This is a genomic window from Deltaproteobacteria bacterium, assembly GCA_009692615.1.
GTDB lineage: Bacteria > Desulfobacterota > Binatia > UBA9968 > UBA9968 > DP-20.
The window spans coordinates 1-20,699 of record SHYW01000067.1; the positions used below are offsets into that span (position 1 = coordinate 1).

A 20,699-nucleotide genomic window follows, 5' to 3' on the forward strand; every position below is an offset into this window, starting at 1 on the left:
GGCAAATCGAGGCAAAACTAAGGACCCTATTAACCGCGAGAGCAAAATGTAATCTGATATAACTTCGCAAAAACTGTAACTCATTACGAAAAAAACGATCTATCCTCCGCTGCCCTGCTTCCAGGGCAGTTGTTCAGAGGTTCCTTAAAAAATTTTGACGGACGGTCGAGCTTCTATACTTGGTTTTACCGCATCGTCGTCAACGTTTGCCTGGATTACAAACGGCGCAACAAGCGCGGCCCAGCCGATGAGTTCGACGAGAATATCGTAAACGATATGGAACCGAGCCACGAAATATCCCAACCCCGCACACCCGAACAATCGGTGCTGGCGGGACAAATCTCGCGCAAGGTCGACGCCGCGCTCGAAACCTTGCCGGCGAAACAGCGCGCCGCGTTCATTTTGAAAAACCATCAGGGACTGTCGATCAAGGAAATCGCCGAGACCATGGACACCGCGGAGGGCACAGCCAAGGTCCATTTACACCGCGCGGTCACGGCGTTGCGCCGCTGCTTGGCCGAGTTCGCCTAGGAGAAATATATATGGAACCGCGAAAAAACCCACCGACCACGTCCTGCGCAGCTTTAGAAGAAGAGTTAGTCCTGCTGCACTACGGCGATCTCGGCGGCGCTGACAAAGATCGCCTCACGGCCCATGTCGCACAGTGCAGCGGTTGCGCCGGCTATCTCAAAGAGCTCGCGAGCCTATTGCCGTTGACGCTAAAGAGCGATGCGCCGCCGCCAGAATTTTGGCTCGACTATCAACGCGAGCTGCGCCACAAGATCGACGATGCCAGCGCGACCAACGGGCTCCGGCGCTGGTTCACCGCCTTGCTGCAACCGCGCTATCTGCCGGCCTTCGCCAGCGTCGCGCTGGTCGTTTTGGCTCTAACGTTTACCCTCGGGAAAAACCATTGGAGCGGTAAGAATATCAGCGACGACGAACTAGCGGAAACCTTGCCGGTGGCGGAAAATCTGGAATTTTTCAGCGCCATGGATGTGCTCGACGATTTGGATTTGCTCGACCTGCTGGGCAGCCAAAGTAATAACGCGGCGTAAGGATGACATCGAATTTTCGTCACTGGAGCGTTGTCGCCCTGCTGCTCGGCGCCTTTCAACCGGCCGCCGGCGCCAGCCGCCAGCAAGAACTACCGGATAAAGAAATGTTGCGCATGATCGACTTTCTGCGCGACATGGAGATGATCAAGCAAATGGAAATGCTGCGCGACCTACAACACCTCGAAAGCGGCGCCGTCCAGGCCAACAACAACGCGCCGCGCAAGGCCGCGCCGTCGACCAAGAAGGAGAGCCTCAAGTGAAGCCGATCTCTCATTTGGCCGGCGCCGCCGGACTGTTCGCCGTGCTATTAACCGCGCCGGCCTGGAGTCAGTCGTCACCGGGCAAGTTCGACTTGGCGCAAAGCGAGCGCAACAACGACAACGAGCGCTGGCAAAAAATGTCGCCGACGGAGAAACAGGAATTGCGCGAGCGCTACCAACGCTGGAAAAACCTGCCGTCCAACGAACGCGACGAGCTGCAGAAAAATTTCGACAACTGGCGCAAGCTCCACCCTGACGAAAAAGCCGTGGCGCGAAAAAATTTCGAGCGCTAGCAAAAGATGCCGACCGACCAGCGTGAACGATTGCAGGAACGCTGGCAGGAACTTCGCAAGATGCCGCCCGAGCGGCGCGAAGAGATCAAGCAGCGTATGGAAAAGCTGCGCGAATTGTCGCCCGAACAGCGCCAGGAGTTGCGTAAAAAGTTGATGGAGAAGCGCGAACGGTTCTCTCCGGAAGAAAAACAGCAATTCCGCGAGAAGGCCCGCGAGCGCTTCGAAAAATTATCCCCCGACCAGAAGCAAGAGATGCGCGAAAAGATCCGCGAACTCAAACAGCACGGCAGCGTCGAAGAGAAACGGGAATTTCGCGAAAGATTGAAGGAAAAACTCCAACGGGGTCGAGACAAGGAGTAAGCCATGAATGCGTTGAGTCCAGAGCAGCGGACGATTCATTTTCTCAGCCGCACGAGCTTCGGTGCCACCGGCGCGGAACTGGAACGGCTTAACCGCCTCGGCCAGCGCGCCTATCTCGACGAGCAACTGACGCCGCAAAAAATCGCCGACGACTTCGTCGAAGAAAAAATCGCCGCGCTGAAAACCATGCGCTTGAGCGCGCGCGAATTGCTCGAGCTCTATCCCCAACCGAAGCAAGCGGTGAACCAGAACATGATGGCGCCCATGGAAATGGGCGGACCGCGCCAAGTCATTTTAGAATTGCAATTGGCGCGCTTGCTGCGCGCGGTCTACAGCCGCCGCCAGCTGTACGAAGTCATGGTCGATTTCTGGTCCAACCATTTTAATATTTTCGCCGCCAAGGGCGCCGACCGCTGGCTCACCACGCCCTACGACCGCGACACCATCCGGCCCCAAGCTCTGGGCAAGTTTCGCGACCTGTTGCTCGCCACCGCACAGAGCCCGGCGATGCTGTTCTATCTCGACAACTGGCTCAGCGCTGCGCCGGATTCCGCCGCCCAGCGTTTCGCGCCCAACAACCGGCGCCGCGGCATCAACGAAAACTACGCCCGCGAACTGATGGAACTGCATAGCCTCGGCGTCGACGGCGGCTACACCCAAAAAGACGTCCAGGAAGTGGCGCGCTGTTTCACCGGCTGGACGATCCGTCAACCGCGCGGCGAAGGCGGTTTCTATTTCGAACCGCGCATCCACGACAACGGTGAAAAAATCGTCCTCGGCACGCGCATCGCGGCCGGCGGCGGCGTGGAGGACGGCTTGCAGGTCATCGATCTGTTGGCGCGCCATCCGTCGACGGCGCGCTTCATCGCGACCAAGTTAGCGCGCCGCTTGGTCGCCGACGATCCGCTCAAATCCTTGGTCGACAAAGCCGTCGGCGCGTTTCGCCAAAGCGACGGCGATATTCCAACCACGCTGCGAGCGATTATCGAATCGGAAGAATTCTTCGCACCCACAACCTACCGCAGCAAAATCAAAAAGCCGCTGGAATTTGTCGCCAGCGCGCTGCGTGTCACCGGCGCGGAAACCCAGATCACCCATCAGCTGCTGCGCTATTTAGGCCGCATGGGCGAGCCGCTATTCTTGGCCCAACCGCCGACCGGCTACCCGGACGTGGCCGCGTCGTGGATCAGCGCCGACATGCTGCTCACGCGCATGAACTTCGCCGCCGACTTGGTGAGCAATCGTTTGCCCGGTTCGCGAGTGAGCAAAGAAAATATCGCGCCGATCGAGCAGCTGGTGCAATGGATCGCGCCGCAGTCGCTTTCGGCATCGACTCGCGCGGCATTGGATCGATCCAGCGGCGTCGACGCCGTGGTCCTATTGTTGTCCGCGCCGGAATTTCAACGGAGGTAGCCATGAGTTTTTCACGCCGAGAATTTTTGCGATCCGCCGGTCTTGGTATTGTCGCCATGGGTTTACCGCCGCCATTTCTCGTGCGCCTGGCCGGCGCCCAAACCGACAGCCGCAAAAAAGTCTTAGTCGTAGTTTTTCAGCGCGGCGGCATGGACGGCTTGAACGTGGTGATTCCCTTCAAAGACCGCGCCTATTATCAACTGCGGCCCAACATCGCCGTCGCCGAACCGGCGGCGGGCGCGCAATACGCCATCGATCTCGACGGTTTCTACGCGCTCCATCCCGCTTTAGCGTCACTGAAAAACATTTACGACAAAGGCCAATTGGCGATCGTCCATGCCGCCGGTTCGCCGGACAACACGCGCTCGCATTTCGATGCCCAGGATTACATGGAGATCGGCACGCCGGGGATCAAGTCGACGCCCGATGGCTGGCTCAATCGCTATTTGAATGAAATTAAAATTGCCGACCGGCCGTTTCGCGGCGTCGCCTTGGGCGCGCAAATGCCGCGCATGCTCGCCGGCGCCGCGCCGACAGTGTCGTTGTCGTCCATCGAAGAGTTTCGCCTGCGCAATCAGTCCATGGCCGGCGCGCTGCAAAAACTTTACGCCAACTCGGATGACGCGCTGTTGCAGAAAGGCGTCAACAGTTTGTTCGACGCCATGACCCAGCTGCGTCAGATCGAAGCGAAGATTCCCGCCAACAACGCGGCTTATCCGACCGGCAAACTCGGCGCCGGCCTGCGCCAAGTCGCGCGCCTGATCAAAGCCGATGTCGGATTGGAAATCGCCTTCGCCGAAATCGACGGTTGGGACACTCACGTCAACCAAGGCGGCGCCACCGGACAGTTAGCCAATCGCCTCAAAGAACTGTCCGACAGCCTCGCCGCATTTCATCAAGACCTCGGCGAGCGCATCGAAGACGTGGTAATTTTAACCATGTCGGAGTTCGGCCGCACCGCGCGCGAAAACGGCAACCGCGGCACCGACCACGGCCACGCCAACGTCATGTTCGCCATCGGCGGCAAAGTGCGCGGCGGCAAAGTCTACGGCCGCTGGCCCGGCCTGGCGCCGGAATTATTGAACGAAGGGCGCGACCTCGCCCTGACCACCGACTATCGCTCTGTTTGCAGCGACGTGATTTCGCGCCATCTGGGACAGAAAGATCTAGCGAAAATTTTCCCAGGCTTTCACGGAGCGGCGCCGTTGAACATGATCGGTTAGCGCGAAACCATCTCGCAAGAAATCAAAGCCAAGAGGAACGCCGATCTCGCACCCCTCGCTACGCCACCGAAACGGCGGCTACTCGGGGAATCGGACTTTGAAGAGCGAGTTTCAAGTACATCCCGCAGGAATCAGATCGACGGACAGGCTCAAAGCAACTTACACTTACTGCCAGGGAATCGGACGATAACTTGCCGAATTCCCGAGTAGGTTGCGCAGGAACCGTATCGAGGGAAGCATCGTAGGGTGCGCTTGCGCACCGATCTGATTTTCCTTGGCGTAGATCTGTTCCTTCTGGTGAACTCTGCAGCGCAGGGCGACCAGCCGGTCGCCCCTACCAATCTGATACTTTGCGGTACCCTTCCCATGTTCCGATCGCCCTGAGCGCTGTCGAAGGGTGCGGCCAATTTTTCAAATCCTGTATCTCTTACGCTGTCGAAAGCGCCGGCTCCGCCGCCGCGTCGCGCTCCTGAAAACGATATTGCAAATCGTACAAGCGCGCGTACAAGCCACCGCGCGTGAGCAATTCATCGTGCGTGCCCTGTTCCCAAATCTCGCCTTTGTGAATGACCAGAATCCGGTCGGCATGTTTGATCGTCGACAGCCGGTGCGCGATGATCAGCGCCGTGCGGTTTTTTAACAACTCTTCGAGCGCCAGTTGGATCGCCATCTCGGTTTGGGTGTCCACCGAGCTGGTCGCTTCGTCGAGAATCAGAATCTTCGGATCGAACGCGAGGGCGCGCGCGAACGACAATAACTGGCGCTGACCTTGTGACAGAGTTGCGCCGCGCTCCTGCACTTCTTGGTGATAAGCGCCGGGCAGCTTTTCGATAAATGGCGCGATCTGCGCCCGGCGCGCCGCTTCGCGCATTTGCGCTTCATCGATGCGGCCGTCGCCGAGCGTGATATTGGTAGCGATGTCGCCGGAAAAAAGAAACACATCTTGCAAAACTAATCCGAGCTGGCGCCGCAGCTCCTGCTTGTTCCACTGGCGGACGTCGATGCCGTCGACCAGAATCGCGCCGCTGTCGACATCGTAAAATCGGCACAGCGCCGAGATGATCGAAGTCTTGCCGCCGCCGGTGGCGCCGACCAGCGCAATCTTTTCTCCCGGTCGCACGCGAAAAGATACTCCCTTGAGCACCGGCTCGCCGGCTTGGTAGGAGAGCGAGACATTTTGAAACTCCACGGCGCCGGCGAATTTTTCCGCGCGCTTGGGCTCGAGCGGATTCTTGATCGTCTCCGGATCGTCGAGCAGGGCGAAAATCCGCTCCGACGACGCCATCGCGGCCTGCATGATATTGTACTTCTCCGCCAGGTCTCGGATCGGCTGGAACATGCGCTGGATATATTGCATGAAGGCGACCAACACGCCGGCTTCCACGGCGTTGGCGAAAATCAAGTCGGCGCCGCGCCACAGCAACAGTCCGATGGAAATCGCGCTGAACACTTCGATGACCGGGAAAAATACCGCGTTGTAACGAATGCTGCGCAATAAGACATTGCGATAGCTCAAGTTAACTTCTTGAAAGCGCCGGTACATGCGCTCTTCTTGACCGAAGGATTGCACCGTCGCCACCCCGGCGATGTTTTCCTGCAAGCCGGCATTGAGCCGGCCGAGAATCATCCGGCTCTCGCGGTAAACTTCCCGGGCGCGCCGGCGATAAAAACGGCTGATATAGAGTATCGCCGGAAAAGCGGCGAGGCAGACCAGGGCCAATTGCCAGTTGAGCCAAAGCATCATCACGGCGATGCCGAAAACGATCGACACGTCGCCCAATAAACCGACCACGCCGGTGCTGAACAGTTCGTTGAGCGTTTCCACGTCGTTGATCGTCCGGGTCATCAAGCGACCCACGGCGTTGCGGTCGAAGTAGGCCAAGTCCTGCTTCTGCAGGTGGGAAAAAATTTCCATGCGCAGATCGTGCATGGCGCGTTGGCCGGTATATTCCGTCGTGTAAGTTTGAATGAACAGGACGACAAAGCTGCACAGCACGACGCCGAGATAGGCCAACGCCATCCAGTCAAGACCGTGAACGTCTTTGGTGGCGATGTAACGATCGATGGCGACCTTGGTGATGTAGGGACCGAGCAACTGGGTGCCGGTCTGGAGCATCAGAAAAGTAAATGCCACTGCCAACAGTTTCCAATAGGGCCGCAAATAGCGCAGCACGCGCACCATCAGCCGAGCGTCGTACGCTTTGCCGAGAATCTCCTCTTCGGGATGGGCAGCGCCGATCATGGCGCCGCCTCCGCGCGCGCCACAGCGGCAACCTCGCGCTCCAAACTCTGACGCCGATACAGTTCATAATAAGCGCCGCGCCGCGCCAGCAACTCGGCGTGGCTGCCCTGTTCGATGATTTCACCGCCGCGCAAATAGACGATCATGTCGGCGTCGCGCACCGTCGAGATACGGTGGGAAATCAATAGCGTCGTGCGGCCGCGCATGAACTGTTTTAACTCGCGTAAAATCGCTTCCTCGGTCTCGGTGTCGACGCTGGAAAAGGCATCGTCGAGAATCATAATCGGCGGTTCTTTGACGATCGCTCGGGCCAACGCGGTGCGCTGCTTCTGACCGCCGGACAAACGCACGCCGCGCTCGCCGATGATGGTTTCGAAACCGGCGCTGAAGGATTCGACGGCGGACGTAAGCTGGGCGACCCGCGCCGCCCGTTCGACTTGCTCCGGGGCGCCGTCTTCGACGCCGAGCAAAAGATTGTCCCGTACCGAACCGGAAAACAGAAAAATGTCTTGCGACACGTAACCGACGGCGCTTTGCAAAGTGCGCAGCGGCAGTTTTTTCACGTCGATGCCGTCGATGAAAATCGTCTCGTCCGCCGGCTCATGCAAACGCAGCAGCGCTTGCACCAACGTGCTCTTACCGGCGCCGGTCTCGCCGATGATGCCGCACACCGCACCGGCGGGAATGCTGAGCGTAATTCCACGCAACGCCGCCGGCTGATCGGCGCCGTAGGCAAACGTCAGGCGGCGAAACTCGATGGCCCCAGAAACCGCCGGCGGCGGCGACACCGTGGCTTCGGTCAAGTAGCGCGCTCCCACCGGCGTGTCCAAAACTTCGGCGATGCGCGACAGCGCCGCGGTGCCGCGCTGATACTGATTGGCGGTGTAACCGATCGCCATCAGCGGCCAGGTGAGCATCGCCAGATAGCCGTTGAAGGCGACGAACTCGCCAAGCGTCATCGAGCCGAGCAAAACCTGGCGGCCGCCAAGCCAAAGTACGATGGTCGCCGCCACACCGGCGTGCACCTGCATGAGCGGCCAGAAAACTCCCCACAGCGTCGCCAGCCACATTGTCCGGTGGCGGTACTCTGAACTGATAACGCTAAAGCCGCGAATCTGATTTTCTTCCTGGGCGTAGGCCTGGACCACGCGAATGCCGGAAAAATTTTCCAACACATATGCGCTCATCTCGCTCACCTGTTCCTGAGTGGCGCGCGACCAGCGAAAAATTTGCCGGCCGAAGTAGCGCACGACAATGGGAATCAGCGGCATCGCCAGCATCGACCAAAGCGTCAGCCAAGGATCGATGGTGATCATCAGCGCCAAACTGAAAAGAATCACCACCAGAGCGTCGACGATCGCCAAGGATCCAAAGCCCATGAGCTCGCGCACGGCGTGAATGTCGTTGGTCAAGCGCGACATCAGATCGCCGGTCTTTTGGTATTGAAAATAACTCAGCGGCAAGCGCTGCATATGGGAGAACACGCGGTCGCGCAAATCGGCCTCGCAGCGGCGCGAGAAACCGTGGATATTGATGCGCCAACAGAAGCGAAACAAACCTTGCAACGCGGCGGCGCCAAGAATCAGTAACGGAAAATAAAGGTTGGAATGGTCGCGGGCCCGAGCGTGGAGCGCATGATCGATGCCGCCTTTGATCAACCAGGGCAGCGCGATGCCGGCGAGATCAGTGGCGACCAGCGAAAGCAGGCCGAGCAAGATCAACCGGCGGTAGCGCTCGACGAGAAATTTGATCCGGTCGTAGTAACGAAGAATTTTTCGATCCTCTGGTTCGCGGTCCGCGGCGCAAACGATGGAAGAATTCGATCTCACCACGAAGAGCACGAAGGACATGAAGGGTTAAGAAAATTTAAATTCGGCCTTCGTGCTCTTCGTGTCCTTCGTGGTGAATGGGTTTTGTCCAATTTGATTGAGGCTCTACTGCGCGAGTTTTCACTCTCTCGTCACGCCATGCTGACCATAAATCTCCGCCCACTCGCCAGCCATAAGTTTTTCCATCACCGGCGGCAAGGCTGTCAGCGGAACGCGCACTTGCTGCATCTGATCGCGGTCACGGATCGTCACTTTATCGTCCGCCGCGGCTTTGTCGTCGCCGACGGTTTGCACATCCACCGTAACACAGAAGGGCGTGCCGACTTCGTCCTGGCGGCGATAGAGCCGGCCGATGGACGCGGTGTCGTCGTAAACCGAATGCCAGCGCTTGCGCAGATCGGCGCAAAGTTTGTGCGCGGTCTCGACGATGCGGCCATTTTTCTTAAGCAGCGGCAGCACCGCGACTTTGATCGGCGCCAACTCCGGATGAAAATTCAGCACCACGCGCTTCTCGCCCTTCACTTCTTCCTCGCGATAGGCATCGACCAAAAACGCCAGAGTGCCGCGGTCCGCGCCGGCCGACGGCTCGATGACGTAGGGGACGATCTTCTGTTTACTCTCCTCGTCGAAGTAATCGAGCGATTTGCCGCTGAACTCGGCATGCTGTTTCAAATCGAAGTCGGTGCGGTTGGCGACGCCCTCCAATTCGCTCCAGCCCATGGGAAATAGATACTCGATGTCGGCGGTGCGCTTGGCGTAATGGGCCAGCTCGTCGGGATCATGCTCGCGCAGCCGGAGATTTTCCTTGCGGATGCCATAGCGCGGATACCAGGCGAAGCGCTCGTCGAGCCAGCGCTGGTGCCACTCTTCGTCGGTGCCGGGCATGACGAAGAACTCGATCTCCATCTGCTCGAACTCGCGCGTGCGGAATGTGAAATTGCCCGGCGTGATTTCGTTGCGGAATGATTTACCTATCTGGGCGATGCCGAAGGGCAGCTTCATGCGCATGGACTGGAGCACGTTGTCGAAATTGACGAAGATCCCTTGGGCGGTTTCCGGTCGCAAATAAGCCACCGCCGCGTCCTCTTCCACCGGCCCCATAAACGTCTTGAACATGAGATTGAATTGACGCGGATCGGTCAGCTCGCCCTTGCCACAGGCTGGGCAGAGCGTGCGTTTGGTACCGCAATGTTTACACGCTTCGCCGCCGGGAATGGTAAATTTGTTGCCCTTGGTCGCGGCGCAGAAGTGCAGCCAGCTATCTTCTTCGATTTTATCCGAGCGAAACCGTTTCTTGCAGTCGCGGCAGTCCACCATCGGATCGGTGAAATGATCCAAGTGGCCGCTCGCCTTCCACACCCGCGGATGCATGAGTATCGACGCATCGAGGCCGACCATGTCGGCGCGGTTCTGCACCGAGTCGCGCCACCAAACGCGCTTGACGTTATTCTTAAGCTCGACGCCGAGCGGCCCGTAGTCCCAACAGGAGCCGGTTCCGCCGTAAATCTCGCTCGACTGAAAAATAAACCCGCGCCGCTTACACAGCGACACGATCTTGTCCATGTCTACCATCAACACATCCTATCTGAACGGGGAATTTTGACAATGTAATGGATAGGGGAAGCAGAGTCAAAACAGGCCTGAGCGCTTTCGGCCAAGCGACGCTTCATTCGGGGCATCACGCAAATACTTTGTTAGATTCGCCCCGCTAAGTTATAATCGCCGTAATCAAGCGATCCCTGCGCGATCCCATCCATCGAAAACCGCGCAGATCGTCGATCAACTCCATGGAAGTCTCCGTCGTCATTCCTTGCCTAAACGAAGCGGATACCCTCGCCGTTTGCATCGAAAAAGCGTGGAGCGCATTTCGCGCCCAACAAATCGACGGTGAAGTGATCGTCGCCGATAACGGTAGCACCGATGGCAGCCAGGATATCGCCAAAGCGCTCGGCGCCCGGGTGATTCATGTCGAGGCTCGGGGCTACGGCAATGCGTTGATGCAAGGCATCTCGGCGGCACACGGTGAGTACGTCATCATGGGCGACGCCGACGACAGTTATGATTTCCTCGAAGTGCCGCGCTTCGTCGCGAAATTGCGCCAGGGCTTCGATCTCGTCCAAGGCTGCCGCCTGCCCTCCGGCGGCGGCACCATCGTTGCGGGCGCGATGCCGTTTCTCCATCGGGTTTGGGGCAACCCGATGTTTTCCTATCTGGCGCGCCGTTGGTTCAACGCGCCGCTCAGCGATGTCTACTGTGGCCTACGCGGCTTTCGCAAAGATTTTTACCTTACTCTCGATCAGCGCTGCACCGGCATGGAATTCGCGACGGAAATGATTATCAAAGCGAGCATGCGCAGTCGGAGCATCGGCGAGATTCCGATCACTCTTCACCCTGACGGTCGAAAAAGCCATGCACCACATCTCAGGACGTTTCGCGACGGCTGGCGCACGATTCGCCTGTTCCTGCTCTACAGTCCGCGCTGGCTGTTTCTCATGCCTGGGGCATTGTTGATGATTTTCGGTTTGTTGGGCTTTACCATCGCGCTGCCCGGCTTGACGTTAGGCGGCGTGACCTTCGACGCCCATACGCTGCTATTCTCGAGCCTGGCAATTTTATGCGGCTATCAGTCGGTGATCTTCGCCATCTCGGCGAAAACTTTTGCCATCAGCGCAGGCCTGTTGCCGGAAGATCCGCGCATGAGTCGTTTCTTCGAGATGATCTATCTGGAGCGCGGACTCGCCATATCACTCATCGCGCTTTTGATTGGCATCAGTTTACTAGTTGCCGCGATTCTCAAGTGGAAAGCCACGGGCTTTGGCCGCCTCGATTATGCTCAAACCATGCGCTTGGTGATTCCCGGCGCGACCTTAACCGCGCTGGCGGTGCCAACCGTTTTCTCGAGCTTTTTCGTCAGCATCTTGGGAATGGGGCGGCGATGAGCGCTGATTCCAACGAATCCTTCGACCGTTATGCCGAGGAATATGACAGCGCGCTCAGCCAAGGGCTCGCGGTTTCCGGCGAGAACAAAGATTATTTCGCGCACCGTCGAATCGAGTGGTTGCGTACCCATCTGCCGCGGGACATGACGGGTCTGAATCGAGTCATGGACTACGGCTGCGGCACCGGCTCCAGCGCGCCTTTACTACTCGATATTCTTGGCGCCAAGGCACTAATCGGCACCGACACCTCGGCGAAGTCGCTGGCAATCGCGGCGCGAGATCACAACTCCCAAAACTTTCAGTTTCTCAATTTCGACGAATATCGTCCCGACGGTGAATTGGACCTGGTTTATTCCAACGGCGTCTTTCATCATATCCCTTTGTCCGACCGGGCTGGCGCCGTAGGCTACATCTATCGAGCGATTCGGCCTGGGGGCTTGTTCGCATTGTGGGAAAATAATCCGTGGAATCCAGGAACCCGACTGGTCATGAGCCGCATCCCCTTCGACCGTGATGCGATTACACTCACCGCGCGCAACGCGCGCGACCTACTACGCTGCGGCGGTTTCGAAATTCTCCGCACCGATTTCTTATTTATCTTTCCGAATTTCTTGCGTGGGCTGCGTGGGATCGAGCCGTACTGCGCTGGCCTACCGCTCGGAGCGCAATATCAAGTGCTATGCCGAAAACCGGTCCCGTCTTCCGAAAATTAGCTCTGATTGCAATTCATCTAATCACGGTTCGGAAAAAACCATCCGGCGAATGTTCGGTGTTTAGTTCATGAAATTAATTGATACCATCGCAGCGCGGCGCTGGTTGGCGGTTCTTATCGTCGGATTGCTGGCATTTTCCGGCAGCGTCACCATCGGCTTGATCGGCGGCATCGCCGTGCCCAAAGAGCACGACGAGTTCAGTTACTTGCTCGCCGCCGACACCTTCCGCCAAGGTCGTCTCACCAATCCCACCCATCCGATGTGGATTCATTTCGAGAGCATTCACATCATTCATCAGCCAACGTATATGGCCAAATACCCGCCCGGCCCTGGAGCGATGCTCGCCCTGGGACAACTGCTGAGCGGTTACCCGATCGTCGGCGTATGGTTGAGCATGGGACTCATGGGCGCCGCCATCTGCTGGATGTTACAGGCCTGGGTGCCACCACGCTGGGCTTTGATCGGCGGATTATTTTCACTGCTCCACCCGATCGTCGGCATCGGCGCGGATTGGGCGCAAGGTTATTGGCGCGGTGCCTTGGCCGCCGCAGGCGGTGCGCTGGTATTGGGCGCATGCCGCTACCTGCTCAAGCAGCCCTCGGTACTTCGTGCAGTTTTGATGGGAGTCGGATTGACGATTCTCGCCAACACCCGACCCTATGAAGGGCTGCTTGTCGGTATCGGCGCCGGTGTGACGTTAGTGCTGGGGTTCTTGCGTCAACGCGACTTTGCCCTTCGCGTGCTGATCAAAAAAGTCGTCCTGCCGTTGGTCGTCACATGCGCGCTGAGCGCGGCCTGGATGGCTTACTATAATTTTTGCGTCACTGGAAATATTTTTCGTTTACCCTACCAAGTGCACGAGACAGCCTACGGCGTCGCGCCGCTGTTTGTTTGGCAAGAGCCGACATCCGTTCCAGTCTACCGCCACCCGCGCTTGGATAAACTCCACACCAGCCATGAGCTTGCGATTTACCGCGCCAAGCATTCGTTGACTGGGTTTGCCGCAGACAACGCCGATGCGCTGCTCATGTACGCTTTTTTCGTGGGCAACATTTTTCTCGTTCCGTTTGTCATCAACTTGCGCCCATGGCTCCGCTGGCTTTTACGCAACCGGTGGACGAAAAGCGCCGTGGCGATTTATTTTTTCGTGACCGTCGGGCTCATGGCCGAGACCTACTACTACCTGCATTATTGGGCGCCGGTGCTGGCGCTCAACTACTACTTTACGGTGCAAGCGTTGCGGATTTGGTGCCGGCGCGATCGGCGTCTCAGACCTTACATCGTGCCGGTCATGCTCGCGCTCGTTGCCATGCTCATGCTCATCGTCGCCCGGCAGAGGATCAAAGAGCAAGACAACCCGCTATCGGCAGCGTCCCAGCGCGCGGCTCTGATGGCGCGGTGGCAACAGCAGCCGGGCAAGCAGCTGGTGCTCATCCGTTACGACGCCGAAGCCAACGACCTTTTCGAATGGGTGTACAACGACGCCGATATCGATAACGCAAAGGTCGTCTGGGCCCGGGCCATGGAGCCGAGCGCGAACTGCAAATTGGCCGATTACTTCAAAGATCATGAGATCTGGTCATTGACCGTCGGAGCGGAAAACAAACCGGTCGAAGTAAATCCATTTCCGCGCCAAGCATGCCAGTGACCGAGATTGGATCAGAAGAGATTTTTTTGCCGCGACATGAAACGATTTCACTAATTCGTTTCACAGCCCGAACATATCCGCCATGTCATAAAGCCCAGGCTTCTGTTTGGCTAGCCACTGCGCGGCGCGCAACGCGCCGTGGGCGAAGGTGTCGCGGCTGTGGGCGCGGTGGATGAATTCGAGCCGTTCGCCAATGCCGCCGAAGATCACCGTATGTTCGCCGACGATGTCGCCGGCGCGCACCGATAACAGCGCGATCTCTTTTTTGCCGCGCTCGCCGACGATGCCTTTGCGGCCGTTGATGCCGACTTTATCGAAATCGCGGCCTAATGCGTTCGCGATAGAACGACCGAGCGCGAGCGCCGTGCCGCTGGGCGCGTCTTTCTTGAAGCGATGATGAGCTTCGACGATCTCGACGTCGTAATCGTCGCCCAACATCTTGGCGGCTTTACCTAAAAGCGAAACCAGCACGTTGACACCCAAGCTCGTATTGGCCGATAGCAATGTCGGCGTGCGCCGGGCCAGCTTTTTTATCTCAGCTTGCTGCGCCGCGGTGAATCCGGTGGTGGCGATGACCATGGGAGTTTTTTTCTTGGCCGCCGCGCGCAGATAATTCAGCGAAGCCGTGGGAGTGCTGAAATCGACAATCACTGCATTGGGCTTCAACACGGCGTCGAGCTTATCGGTAATGGGAATTCCCAGATGTCCCGCCGCCGATATTTCACCGGCGTCTTTGCCCAAGCGCGGGCTGCCCGGCCGATCGAGCGCGGCAACTAATTTAATATCCGTCGATTGCCGGATCGCCCGCACCAGCGCGCCGCCCATACGCCCACCGACGCCGCAAATGATAATTCCAAGAGCCATAAGGATTTACAGCAAAGCGAAATCGCGCAGCGCCTGTTTGAGCTTGGTCACATTGCGTTCGGCCATCGGCGTCATCGGCAGTCGCAGCTCGCCGCCGCATTTGCCCATCAGCGCCAACGCAGTCTTAACCGGGATCGGATTGGTTTCGATGAACAGGCTACGGATCAGCGGAATCAGTTTGAACTGAATTTCCCGCCCCTTCTCCCAGTCGCCTTTCAAGCACGCTTCGGTCAGCTGCGCGGTTTGCTTGGGCGCGACATTGGCAACTGTCGAAATCACACCTTTGCCGCCGAGCGCCATCAACGAATAAATCAGCGAATCCTCGCCCGAGTAGACCGCCAACCGCTCACCGCACAAACGGATCACGTCGATGGCTTGATCCACCGAACCGGTGGCTTCTTTGACGCCGGCGATATTTGTAATCTCGGCGAGACGCGCCAAAGTCTCCGGCTCGATCTTCGAACCGGTGCGGCCGGGAATATTATAGATGATGATCGGAATGCCGACTTCGGACGCGACCTTCTTGTAATGCTGATAGATACCTTCTTGAGTCGGCCGATTGTAATAGGGCGAGATCATCAGCGCGCCGTCGGCGCCGGACTTTTCCGCCTCCCGCGTGAGACGCACGGCCTCGTCAGTAGAATTGGAACCGGTGCCGGCGATGACCGGCACGCGCTTGTTGACGAACTTGATCACCGCGCGAATCACTTCGTCATGTTCTTGATGACTGAGCGTCGCCGACTCGCCGGTGGTGCCGCAAGGCACGATGCCGTGGGTGCCATTTTCGAGATGAAACGCCACCAGCGCTTCGAGACTTTGCCAATCCACCGCGCCGTTCTTGAACGGCGTCACCAATGCAACCATCGAACCGCTAAACATGAGTTTTCCTCCGACTTGAAAGCGAGATGAATTTTACTTGCCCAAACGGCGCGCCATCTCGGCGCTGAACTTCTGATCGAAGGCCGCCATCGGCTCGCCGAACGCGGTGGTAAAATTGCGCTCGCGATTATTGAGTTTGGCAAACGAGCGAAAATATTCCACCACCGCCCCCACACCCGTTTGCTCGATCAAAAAATCCACCGCAATAAACGCTTGCCCATAGGTGGCCGGCACACCCAAGCTGCGTAACCAGGTCAACCATTGGGGATTGCTCACCAACTGCGTCAGCGCCGGAAAAGTCTGGAAGGCTTTCACATTCGCGATCGCATCCAGCGCCTGCTCCCGGCTCGTGCTCATCGTCTCCGCGCCAAATTGATCAACGACCTTGTAGCCCACCCATTCGGCAAAGCCTTCGCGCAGCCACTGATCCGCCGTCGAGGCGCCGCCGTTGACCAATTCCCGCTCCGCCGTATGCGTCAACTCATGAGCGAGAATACGAATCCACTCAGGCCAGGGAGTTTTGCCGACGCGCCACTCGTTGACCAGCACCTTGCGGTACATGCCTACCGCTACCGAACTGACCGCCATCGTGCGCGACGACTGCAACAGATCGTCCGTACGCGGCAGATTAGCATTGGCGGCGAGCCGTTGGCGCAGCCTTTCAATGTCACGCTCGGCTTCACTGATCACCCCTTGCTCGTAGCCGACCTGCGACGGGTAGATCGTCACCGTAACATCGATCAACGGCAACTTCAGGTCGCGCTCCATAGCTGCACCGATCGCCGCCAGCGCTTTGGAATAATCCTTGTTGCCGTAGGCCGGCGGTTCGACTACGCCGTCGGACGCTGAAAGATTGATCGACTGCGGCACCGACGCGCAGGATAGCAGCAAAGCGAATAAGCCGAATGTAATCGCGAGACGCTGCGACTGGGCCGCAGAAAATTTCATCGTCACCCCGTATAGGAATGAGCCGAACCGGTGTTATTAGAGGTTAACCTTGCCGTGAAAAACTTCCGCCGCCGCGCCGGTCATGTAAACGCGGTTGTTGGCGCGCCACTCGATCACCAGATCGCCGCCTTTTAAATGAATCGTCACCTTGCGCTCGGTGCGGCCGGTGATGACGCCGGCGACGCCCACCGCGCTCGCGCCCGTGCCGCAAGCCCAAGTCTCGCCGGCGCCGCGTTCCCAGACACGCATGTTGATTTCCGCAGGAGTGATTATTTTAATGAACTCAGTGTTGACCCGCTTGGGAAAAAATTTGTGGTGTTCGAAGTGCGGCCCGATTTTCGCCAAATCCAACGACTCGATGTCGTCCAAATAAATCACGCAATGGGGATTGCCCATGGACACGCAGGTCACTTCGTAAGTTTTGTCCAACACCGTCAAGGGCCGGTTTTTGATCTCGCCATCGGCGTCGACGGGAATTTTCCGGCCGTCAAGAATCGGCTCGCCCATGTCGACTTCGACCAAGTCGCCGACGATTTTCGGCCGAATGATGCCGGCCAGGGTTTCCACTTCGAGCTCGGTTTTCGGCGTGATGCCATGGTCGTAAACATACTTGGCGAAGCAGCGGATGCCGTTGCCGCACATCTCCACCTGGCTGCCGTCGGCGTTGTAGATCTCCATCTTGAAGTCGGCGACTTGCGATGGATGAACCGTTAGCAGTTGATCCGCGCCGATGCCGAAGCGCCGGTCACAGAGTTTTTTCGCGATGGATTGTAAATCGGCGATATTGTTTTTCCGGCAATCGAGAAAAACGAAATCGTTGCCCGCGCCATGCATCTTGGTAAATTCTAGTTCCATGCGTCGAACCTTGACGGGCGTATTTCATACGCCCCGCGTCTTTCAACTTAACGAATGATTTCCACTTCATTGGACGGCGCGCTCAGCGTGCCGTCGAAAAGTTGCGCCGAAACCCGATAGCGATAGACCGTGCTCACGCGCACCTCTGAGTCGTCGAAGCGATACTGCTTTTGCTTGACGAACTTTTCGCGGTCTTCGACGCTGACGCGATTCAGCTCGCGGTACGGCACCGGACAGTCGAGGCAGCTCGGCGAAACCTCTTTGCGAAAAATCACGAAGCTCGCCAGGTCTTTAATCTCTCTGCCGTCGAGATATTCCGTCGGCCGGTTCCAGGTGAGCGCGATCGATTCGCCGGCCAAGCGCGCCGACAAATTGACCACCGGCTTGGGCGCGACGAATTCCGGCACGCGCGGGATGTCTTTCTTGCCGCAGGCCGGCAGCAGCAGGGTTGCCAGCAACGCGATGACGAGTGAACGTTTCATCTAAAACCCCAGTTCCTTCAAGCGGCGCACGACGTTTTGCCGCGCCGTCCCGCCCAGCGCTCGGCGCCGGTCCACCACCGACTGCACGGAAAGAAAACCATAAACATCCTTGCCGATCTTGGCCGAGAACCGTTGGAGATCGCCGATCGCTAACTCTTCAATACGTTTACCTTGAGCGATGCAAAATTGCACCACCCGGCCGGCCACCTCATGGGCGGCGCGAAACGGCATGGCGCGCTCGACCAAATAATCGGCTAAATCGGTCGCGTTCATGAATCCGTCGCGGGCCGCGTCGAGCATACGCTCTTTGCGCACCTTTAAACCCACGATGATCTCAGCCATGATGCGTACGCTCGCCTTGACCGTATCGGCCGTGTCGAAGAGCGGCACTTTGTCTTCCTGCAAGTCGCGATTGTAGGCCAGCGGCAACCCTTTCATGATCGTCAGGAGCGCGAACAGATGGCCGAACACCCGGCCACTTTTGCCGCGAATCAATTCGGGAACATCGGGATTTTTTTTCTGCGGCATCATCGAGCTGCCGGTGCAGTAACCGTCGGGCAGCTCGATGAAAGCGAATTCTTGACTTGACCACAGGACCAATTCATCGGCCAAGCGGCTCAGATGGACGAAGAGAATCGAAGCCGCGGCCAAAAACTCTAAGAGAAAATCTCGATCGCTCACCGCGTCGATACTATTTTTAGAGACGCGCGGAAAACCGAGCAGCTTGGCGACGTAAGCGCGATCGATCGGAAAAGTCGTGCCGGCGATGGCGCCGGAACCCAACGGCAACACGTTGATCCGTTCAAGACAGCCAGCGAAGCGCTCGACGTCGCGGCCAAACATATCGTAGTAGGCAAGCCAATGATGCGCCAACAAAACCGGCTGGGCCCGCTGCAAGTGGGTGTAGCCGGGCATGATCACGTCGAGATGCTTTTTCGCCGCCTTGCCGAGGGAAACTTGCAACCCGCGCAAAGCTTCGAGAATGACCGCCGCTTCGTCGCGCAGATAAAGCCGCATGTCGAGGGCCACTTGATCGTTGCGGCTGCGCGCGGTGTGGAGTTTGCCGCCGGCGGCGCCGATCAGTTCGGTCAAGCGCCGCTCGATGTTCATGTGAATGTCTTCATCGGCCGGCGAGAAAGCAAACTTGCCGCCGTCGATTTCCTGGCGAATCGACATCAAACCGCGAACGATCTTCTGCGCGTCGCGCGCCGGAATGATTCGCTGCTTACCGAGCATCTTGGCATGGGCGATGCTGCCCATAATGTCGTGGCGGTAAAGCCGCGCATCGATTTGAATCGAAGCGGTAAACGCCTCCACCGAATCCACCGTACCGGCGGCAAAGCGCCCGCCCCAAAGTTTTTTGTTCGGTTTTTTCACGACAATTATTCGTGCGTAGAATTCAATGCAGAATGCATATTGCAGATTGCACAATGCATAATCTCAGAATCCGAACTTCTGACTTCTGAATTCTGTATTCTGAATCCTTCTCCGATCATCGCGCCTTCGCTAACTTGCGCAACCGCAAACGCAACGCATTCAAGCGAATAAACCCTTCGGCGTCGGCCTGGCGATAGACTTGATCGGCCTCGAAGGTCGCCACGTTGGAATCGTAGAGCGAAGCGTCGGACTTGCGGCCGGTAACGATAGCGTTGCCTTTGTAGAGCTTCAGGCGCACCCGACCGCTGACATTGGCCTGGGCCGCGTCGATAGTTTTTTGCAACACTTCGCGCTCCGGCGCGAACCAGTAACCGTAGTAAATCATCTCGGCGTAGCGCGGGATCAGCGAATCGCGCAGGCGCAACACTTCCCGGTCCATGGTGATCGACTCCACGCCGCGGTGCGCCGAGTGCAAGATCGTCCCACCGGGGGTTTCGTAGACGCCGCGCGACTTCATGCCGACGTAGCGGTTCTCGACCAGATCGACCCGGCCGATGGCGTGCTTGGCGCCGATGTCGTTTAGGTGCGCCAGCAAATTCGCCGGCGATAATTTTTTACCGTTAAGCGCCACCGGATCGCCGCGCAGATAATCGATCTCGATGTACTCAGCGCGGTTGGGCGCCTTTTCCAAGGGCCGGCACCAGACAAACATGTCCGAGGGCGGCTCCTTCCACGGATCTTCGAGGATGCCGCCTTCGTAACTGATGTGGAATAAATTGCGGTCGGTGCTGTAGGGCTTGGCCTTGGTCACCGGCACGGGAATGCCATGCTTGCGCGCGTAATCGATCAAGGTCGAGCGCGCGTTCAGATCCCACTCGCGCCAAGGCGCGATGATTTTGATATTGGGCTTGAGCGCGTAGTAAGTCAGCTCGAAGCGCACCTGATCGTTGCCCTTGCCGGTGGCACCGTGAGACACCGCGTCGGCCTTTTCCGCTACCGCCACATCGATCTGTGCTTTGGCAATCAACGGCCGGGCGATGGAAGTGCCGAGCAGATAGGAACCTTCATAGACCGCGTTGGCGCGGAGCATGGGGAAGACGTAATTTTTGACAAACTCTTCGCGCAGATCGCCGATCACCACTTTGCTAGCGCCGGTCTTAAACGCTTTCTGCTTGATCGCCTGCAAGTCGTCGCCCTGGCCCAAATCGGCGCAATAGGCGATCACTTCACAACCATACTGTTCTTTTAGCCAGCGCAAAATCACCGAGGTGTCCAAACCGCCGGAATATGCCAAAACAACTTTCTTGACGTTCATG

At 57.9% G+C, this 20,699-nt stretch carries 20 protein-coding genes; 10 read left to right on the forward strand and 10 right to left on the reverse strand.

The genetic code is table 11. The annotated features are described in order from the left end of the window. Positions 1 to 114: 114 nt before the first annotated feature. The 7 genes from EXR70_15960 to EXR70_15990 are packed head-to-tail and all read left to right on the forward strand — an operon-like array spanning position 115 to position 4,607. Positions 115 to 531, forward strand: a complete 417-nt coding sequence (locus EXR70_15960) for an RNA polymerase sigma factor (GenBank protein ID MSP39984.1) — start codon at positions 115 to 117, stop codon at positions 529 to 531. An 11-nt stretch (positions 532 to 542) separates the two neighbouring features. Next, the gene (locus tag EXR70_15965; protein ID MSP39985.1) at positions 543 to 1,058 is read left to right on the forward strand and encodes a zf-HC2 domain-containing protein; all 516 of its coding nucleotides are present in this window, start codon (positions 543 to 545) and stop codon (positions 1,056 to 1,058) included. 2 nt (positions 1,059 to 1,060) lie between these two features. Next, positions 1,061 to 1,318 (forward strand): hypothetical protein, encoded by a 258-nt coding sequence (locus tag EXR70_15970; GenBank protein MSP39986.1) that lies wholly within the window; start codon positions 1,061 to 1,063, stop codon positions 1,316 to 1,318. Next, entirely contained in the window at positions 1,315 to 1,611 is a 297-nt protein-coding gene (locus EXR70_15975) for a DUF3106 domain-containing protein (GenBank protein ID MSP39987.1), read from the forward strand. Before EXR70_15970 ends, EXR70_15975 begins: the two co-directional genes overlap by 4 nt. Positions 1,612 to 1,617: 6 nt before the next feature. Further along, positions 1,618 to 1,971 (forward strand): DUF3106 domain-containing protein, encoded by a 354-nt coding sequence (locus EXR70_15980; protein MSP39988.1) that lies wholly within the window; start codon positions 1,618 to 1,620, stop codon positions 1,969 to 1,971. Between the two features lie 3 nt (positions 1,972 to 1,974). Then, entirely contained in the window at positions 1,975 to 3,384 is a 1,410-nt protein-coding gene (locus EXR70_15985; GenBank protein ID MSP39989.1) for a DUF1800 domain-containing protein, read from the forward strand. 2 nt (positions 3,385 to 3,386) lie between these two features. Continuing rightward, positions 3,387 to 4,607 (forward strand): DUF1501 domain-containing protein, encoded by a 1,221-nt coding sequence (locus tag EXR70_15990; protein ID MSP39990.1) that lies wholly within the window; start codon positions 3,387 to 3,389, stop codon positions 4,605 to 4,607. A 427-nt stretch (positions 4,608 to 5,034) separates the two neighbouring features. Here the strand turns inward: EXR70_15990 and EXR70_15995 are convergent, their stop codons facing one another. The 3 genes from EXR70_15995 to EXR70_16005 all read right to left on the reverse strand — a co-directional run bounded on the left by EXR70_15995 (position 5,035) and on the right by EXR70_16005 (position 10,250). Next, positions 5,035 to 6,849, reverse strand: coding sequence for an ABC transporter ATP-binding protein (locus tag EXR70_15995; protein MSP39991.1), 1,815 nt, complete (start codon positions 6,847 to 6,849; stop codon positions 5,035 to 5,037). Continuing rightward, the gene (locus tag EXR70_16000) at positions 6,846 to 8,699 is read right to left on the reverse strand and encodes an ABC transporter ATP-binding protein (protein MSP39992.1); all 1,854 of its coding nucleotides are present in this window, start codon (positions 8,697 to 8,699) and stop codon (positions 6,846 to 6,848) included. The genes EXR70_15995 and EXR70_16000 overlap by 4 nt, the downstream gene beginning before the upstream one ends. A 99-nt stretch (positions 8,700 to 8,798) precedes the next feature. Further along, positions 8,799 to 10,250, reverse strand: coding sequence for a glycine--tRNA ligase (locus tag EXR70_16005; protein MSP39993.1), 1,452 nt, complete (start codon positions 10,248 to 10,250; stop codon positions 8,799 to 8,801). A 215-nt stretch (positions 10,251 to 10,465) separates the two neighbouring features. Here EXR70_16005 and EXR70_16010 point away from each other — a divergent pair, with 215 nt between their 5' ends. The 3 genes from EXR70_16010 (at position 10,466) to EXR70_16020 (ending at position 13,978) form a co-directional block, all read left to right on the forward strand. After that, a complete protein-coding gene (locus EXR70_16010) occupies positions 10,466 to 11,617 on the forward strand; it encodes a glycosyltransferase family 2 protein (GenBank protein MSP39994.1) in 1,152 nt (383 codons plus the stop codon). Beyond that, positions 11,614 to 12,330 (forward strand): class I SAM-dependent methyltransferase, encoded by a 717-nt coding sequence (locus EXR70_16015; GenBank protein MSP39995.1) that lies wholly within the window; start codon positions 11,614 to 11,616, stop codon positions 12,328 to 12,330. Before EXR70_16010 ends, EXR70_16015 begins: the two co-directional genes overlap by 4 nt. 67 nt (positions 12,331 to 12,397) lie before the next feature. Next, entirely contained in the window at positions 12,398 to 13,978 is a 1,581-nt protein-coding gene (locus EXR70_16020) for a hypothetical protein (protein ID MSP39996.1), read from the forward strand. A 60-nt stretch (positions 13,979 to 14,038) separates the two neighbouring features. On the opposite strand, the gene EXR70_16025 is transcribed toward EXR70_16020, so the two are convergent. From EXR70_16025 to EXR70_16055, 7 genes are all read right to left on the reverse strand, one after another. After that, positions 14,039 to 14,842, reverse strand: a complete 804-nt coding sequence (locus tag EXR70_16025; protein ID MSP39997.1) for a 4-hydroxy-tetrahydrodipicolinate reductase — start codon at positions 14,840 to 14,842, stop codon at positions 14,039 to 14,041. A 6-nt stretch (positions 14,843 to 14,848) separates the two neighbouring features. Next, the gene (locus EXR70_16030) at positions 14,849 to 15,721 is read right to left on the reverse strand and encodes a 4-hydroxy-tetrahydrodipicolinate synthase (protein ID MSP39998.1); all 873 of its coding nucleotides are present in this window, start codon (positions 15,719 to 15,721) and stop codon (positions 14,849 to 14,851) included. Between the two features lie 33 nt (positions 15,722 to 15,754). Then, positions 15,755 to 16,669, reverse strand: a complete 915-nt coding sequence (locus EXR70_16035; protein ID MSP39999.1) for a hypothetical protein — start codon at positions 16,667 to 16,669, stop codon at positions 15,755 to 15,757. Between the two features lie 36 nt (positions 16,670 to 16,705). After that, a complete protein-coding gene (locus EXR70_16040) occupies positions 16,706 to 17,524 on the reverse strand; it encodes a diaminopimelate epimerase (protein ID MSP40000.1) in 819 nt (272 codons plus the stop codon). 47 nt (positions 17,525 to 17,571) lie between these two features. Beyond that, positions 17,572 to 18,006, reverse strand: coding sequence for a hypothetical protein (locus EXR70_16045; protein MSP40001.1), 435 nt, complete (start codon positions 18,004 to 18,006; stop codon positions 17,572 to 17,574). Continuing rightward, positions 18,007 to 19,383 carry an argininosuccinate lyase gene (gene argH, locus EXR70_16050; protein ID MSP40002.1) on the reverse strand — a complete coding sequence of 459 codons (1,377 nt, stop codon included), beginning with the start codon at positions 19,381 to 19,383 and terminating at the stop codon, positions 18,007 to 18,009. Between the two features lie 115 nt (positions 19,384 to 19,498). Beyond that, entirely contained in the window at positions 19,499 to 20,698 is a 1,200-nt protein-coding gene (locus EXR70_16055) for an argininosuccinate synthase (GenBank protein ID MSP40003.1), read from the reverse strand. Position 20,699 lies beyond the last annotated feature (1 nt).

What these genes read in the sequence shown, in the direction of transcription:
- EXR70_15965 (MSP39985.1), top strand. Translation starts at nt 543, where the DNA reads ATGGAACCGCGAAAAAACCCACCGACCACGTCCTGCGCAGCTTTAGAA.
- EXR70_15970 (MSP39986.1), top strand. Translation starts at nt 1,061, where the DNA reads ATGACATCGAATTTTCGTCACTGGAGCGTTGTCGCCCTGCTGCTCGGC.
- EXR70_15980 (MSP39988.1), top strand. Translation starts at nt 1,618, where the DNA reads ATGCCGACCGACCAGCGTGAACGATTGCAGGAACGCTGGCAGGAACTT.
- EXR70_15985 (MSP39989.1), top strand. Translation starts at nt 1,975, where the DNA reads ATGAATGCGTTGAGTCCAGAGCAGCGGACGATTCATTTTCTCAGCCGC.
- EXR70_15990 (MSP39990.1), top strand. Translation starts at nt 3,387, where the DNA reads ATGAGTTTTTCACGCCGAGAATTTTTGCGATCCGCCGGTCTTGGTATT.
- EXR70_15995 (MSP39991.1), bottom strand. Translation starts at nt 6,849, where the DNA reads ATGATCGGCGCTGCCCATCCCGAAGAGGAGATTCTCGGCAAAGCGTAC.
- EXR70_16000 (MSP39992.1), bottom strand. Translation starts at nt 8,699, where the DNA reads ATGTCCTTCGTGCTCTTCGTGGTGAGATCGAATTCTTCCATCGTTTGC.
- EXR70_16005 (MSP39993.1), bottom strand. Translation starts at nt 10,250, where the DNA reads ATGGTAGACATGGACAAGATCGTGTCGCTGTGTAAGCGGCGCGGGTTT.
- EXR70_16010 (MSP39994.1), top strand. Translation starts at nt 10,466, where the DNA reads ATGGAAGTCTCCGTCGTCATTCCTTGCCTAAACGAAGCGGATACCCTC.
- EXR70_16015 (MSP39995.1), top strand. Translation starts at nt 11,614, where the DNA reads ATGAGCGCTGATTCCAACGAATCCTTCGACCGTTATGCCGAGGAATAT.
- EXR70_16020 (MSP39996.1), top strand. Translation starts at nt 12,398, where the DNA reads ATGAAATTAATTGATACCATCGCAGCGCGGCGCTGGTTGGCGGTTCTT.
- EXR70_16025 (MSP39997.1), bottom strand. Translation starts at nt 14,842, where the DNA reads ATGGCTCTTGGAATTATCATTTGCGGCGTCGGTGGGCGTATGGGCGGC.
- EXR70_16030 (MSP39998.1), bottom strand. Translation starts at nt 15,721, where the DNA reads ATGTTTAGCGGTTCGATGGTTGCATTGGTGACGCCGTTCAAGAACGGC.
- EXR70_16035 (MSP39999.1), bottom strand. Translation starts at nt 16,669, where the DNA reads ATGAAATTTTCTGCGGCCCAGTCGCAGCGTCTCGCGATTACATTCGGC.
- EXR70_16040 (MSP40000.1), bottom strand. Translation starts at nt 17,524, where the DNA reads ATGGAACTAGAATTTACCAAGATGCATGGCGCGGGCAACGATTTCGTT.
- EXR70_16045 (MSP40001.1), bottom strand. Translation starts at nt 18,006, where the DNA reads ATGAAACGTTCACTCGTCATCGCGTTGCTGGCAACCCTGCTGCTGCCG.
- EXR70_16055 (MSP40003.1), bottom strand. Translation starts at nt 20,698, where the DNA reads ATGAACGTCAAGAAAGTTGTTTTGGCATATTCCGGCGGTTTGGACACC.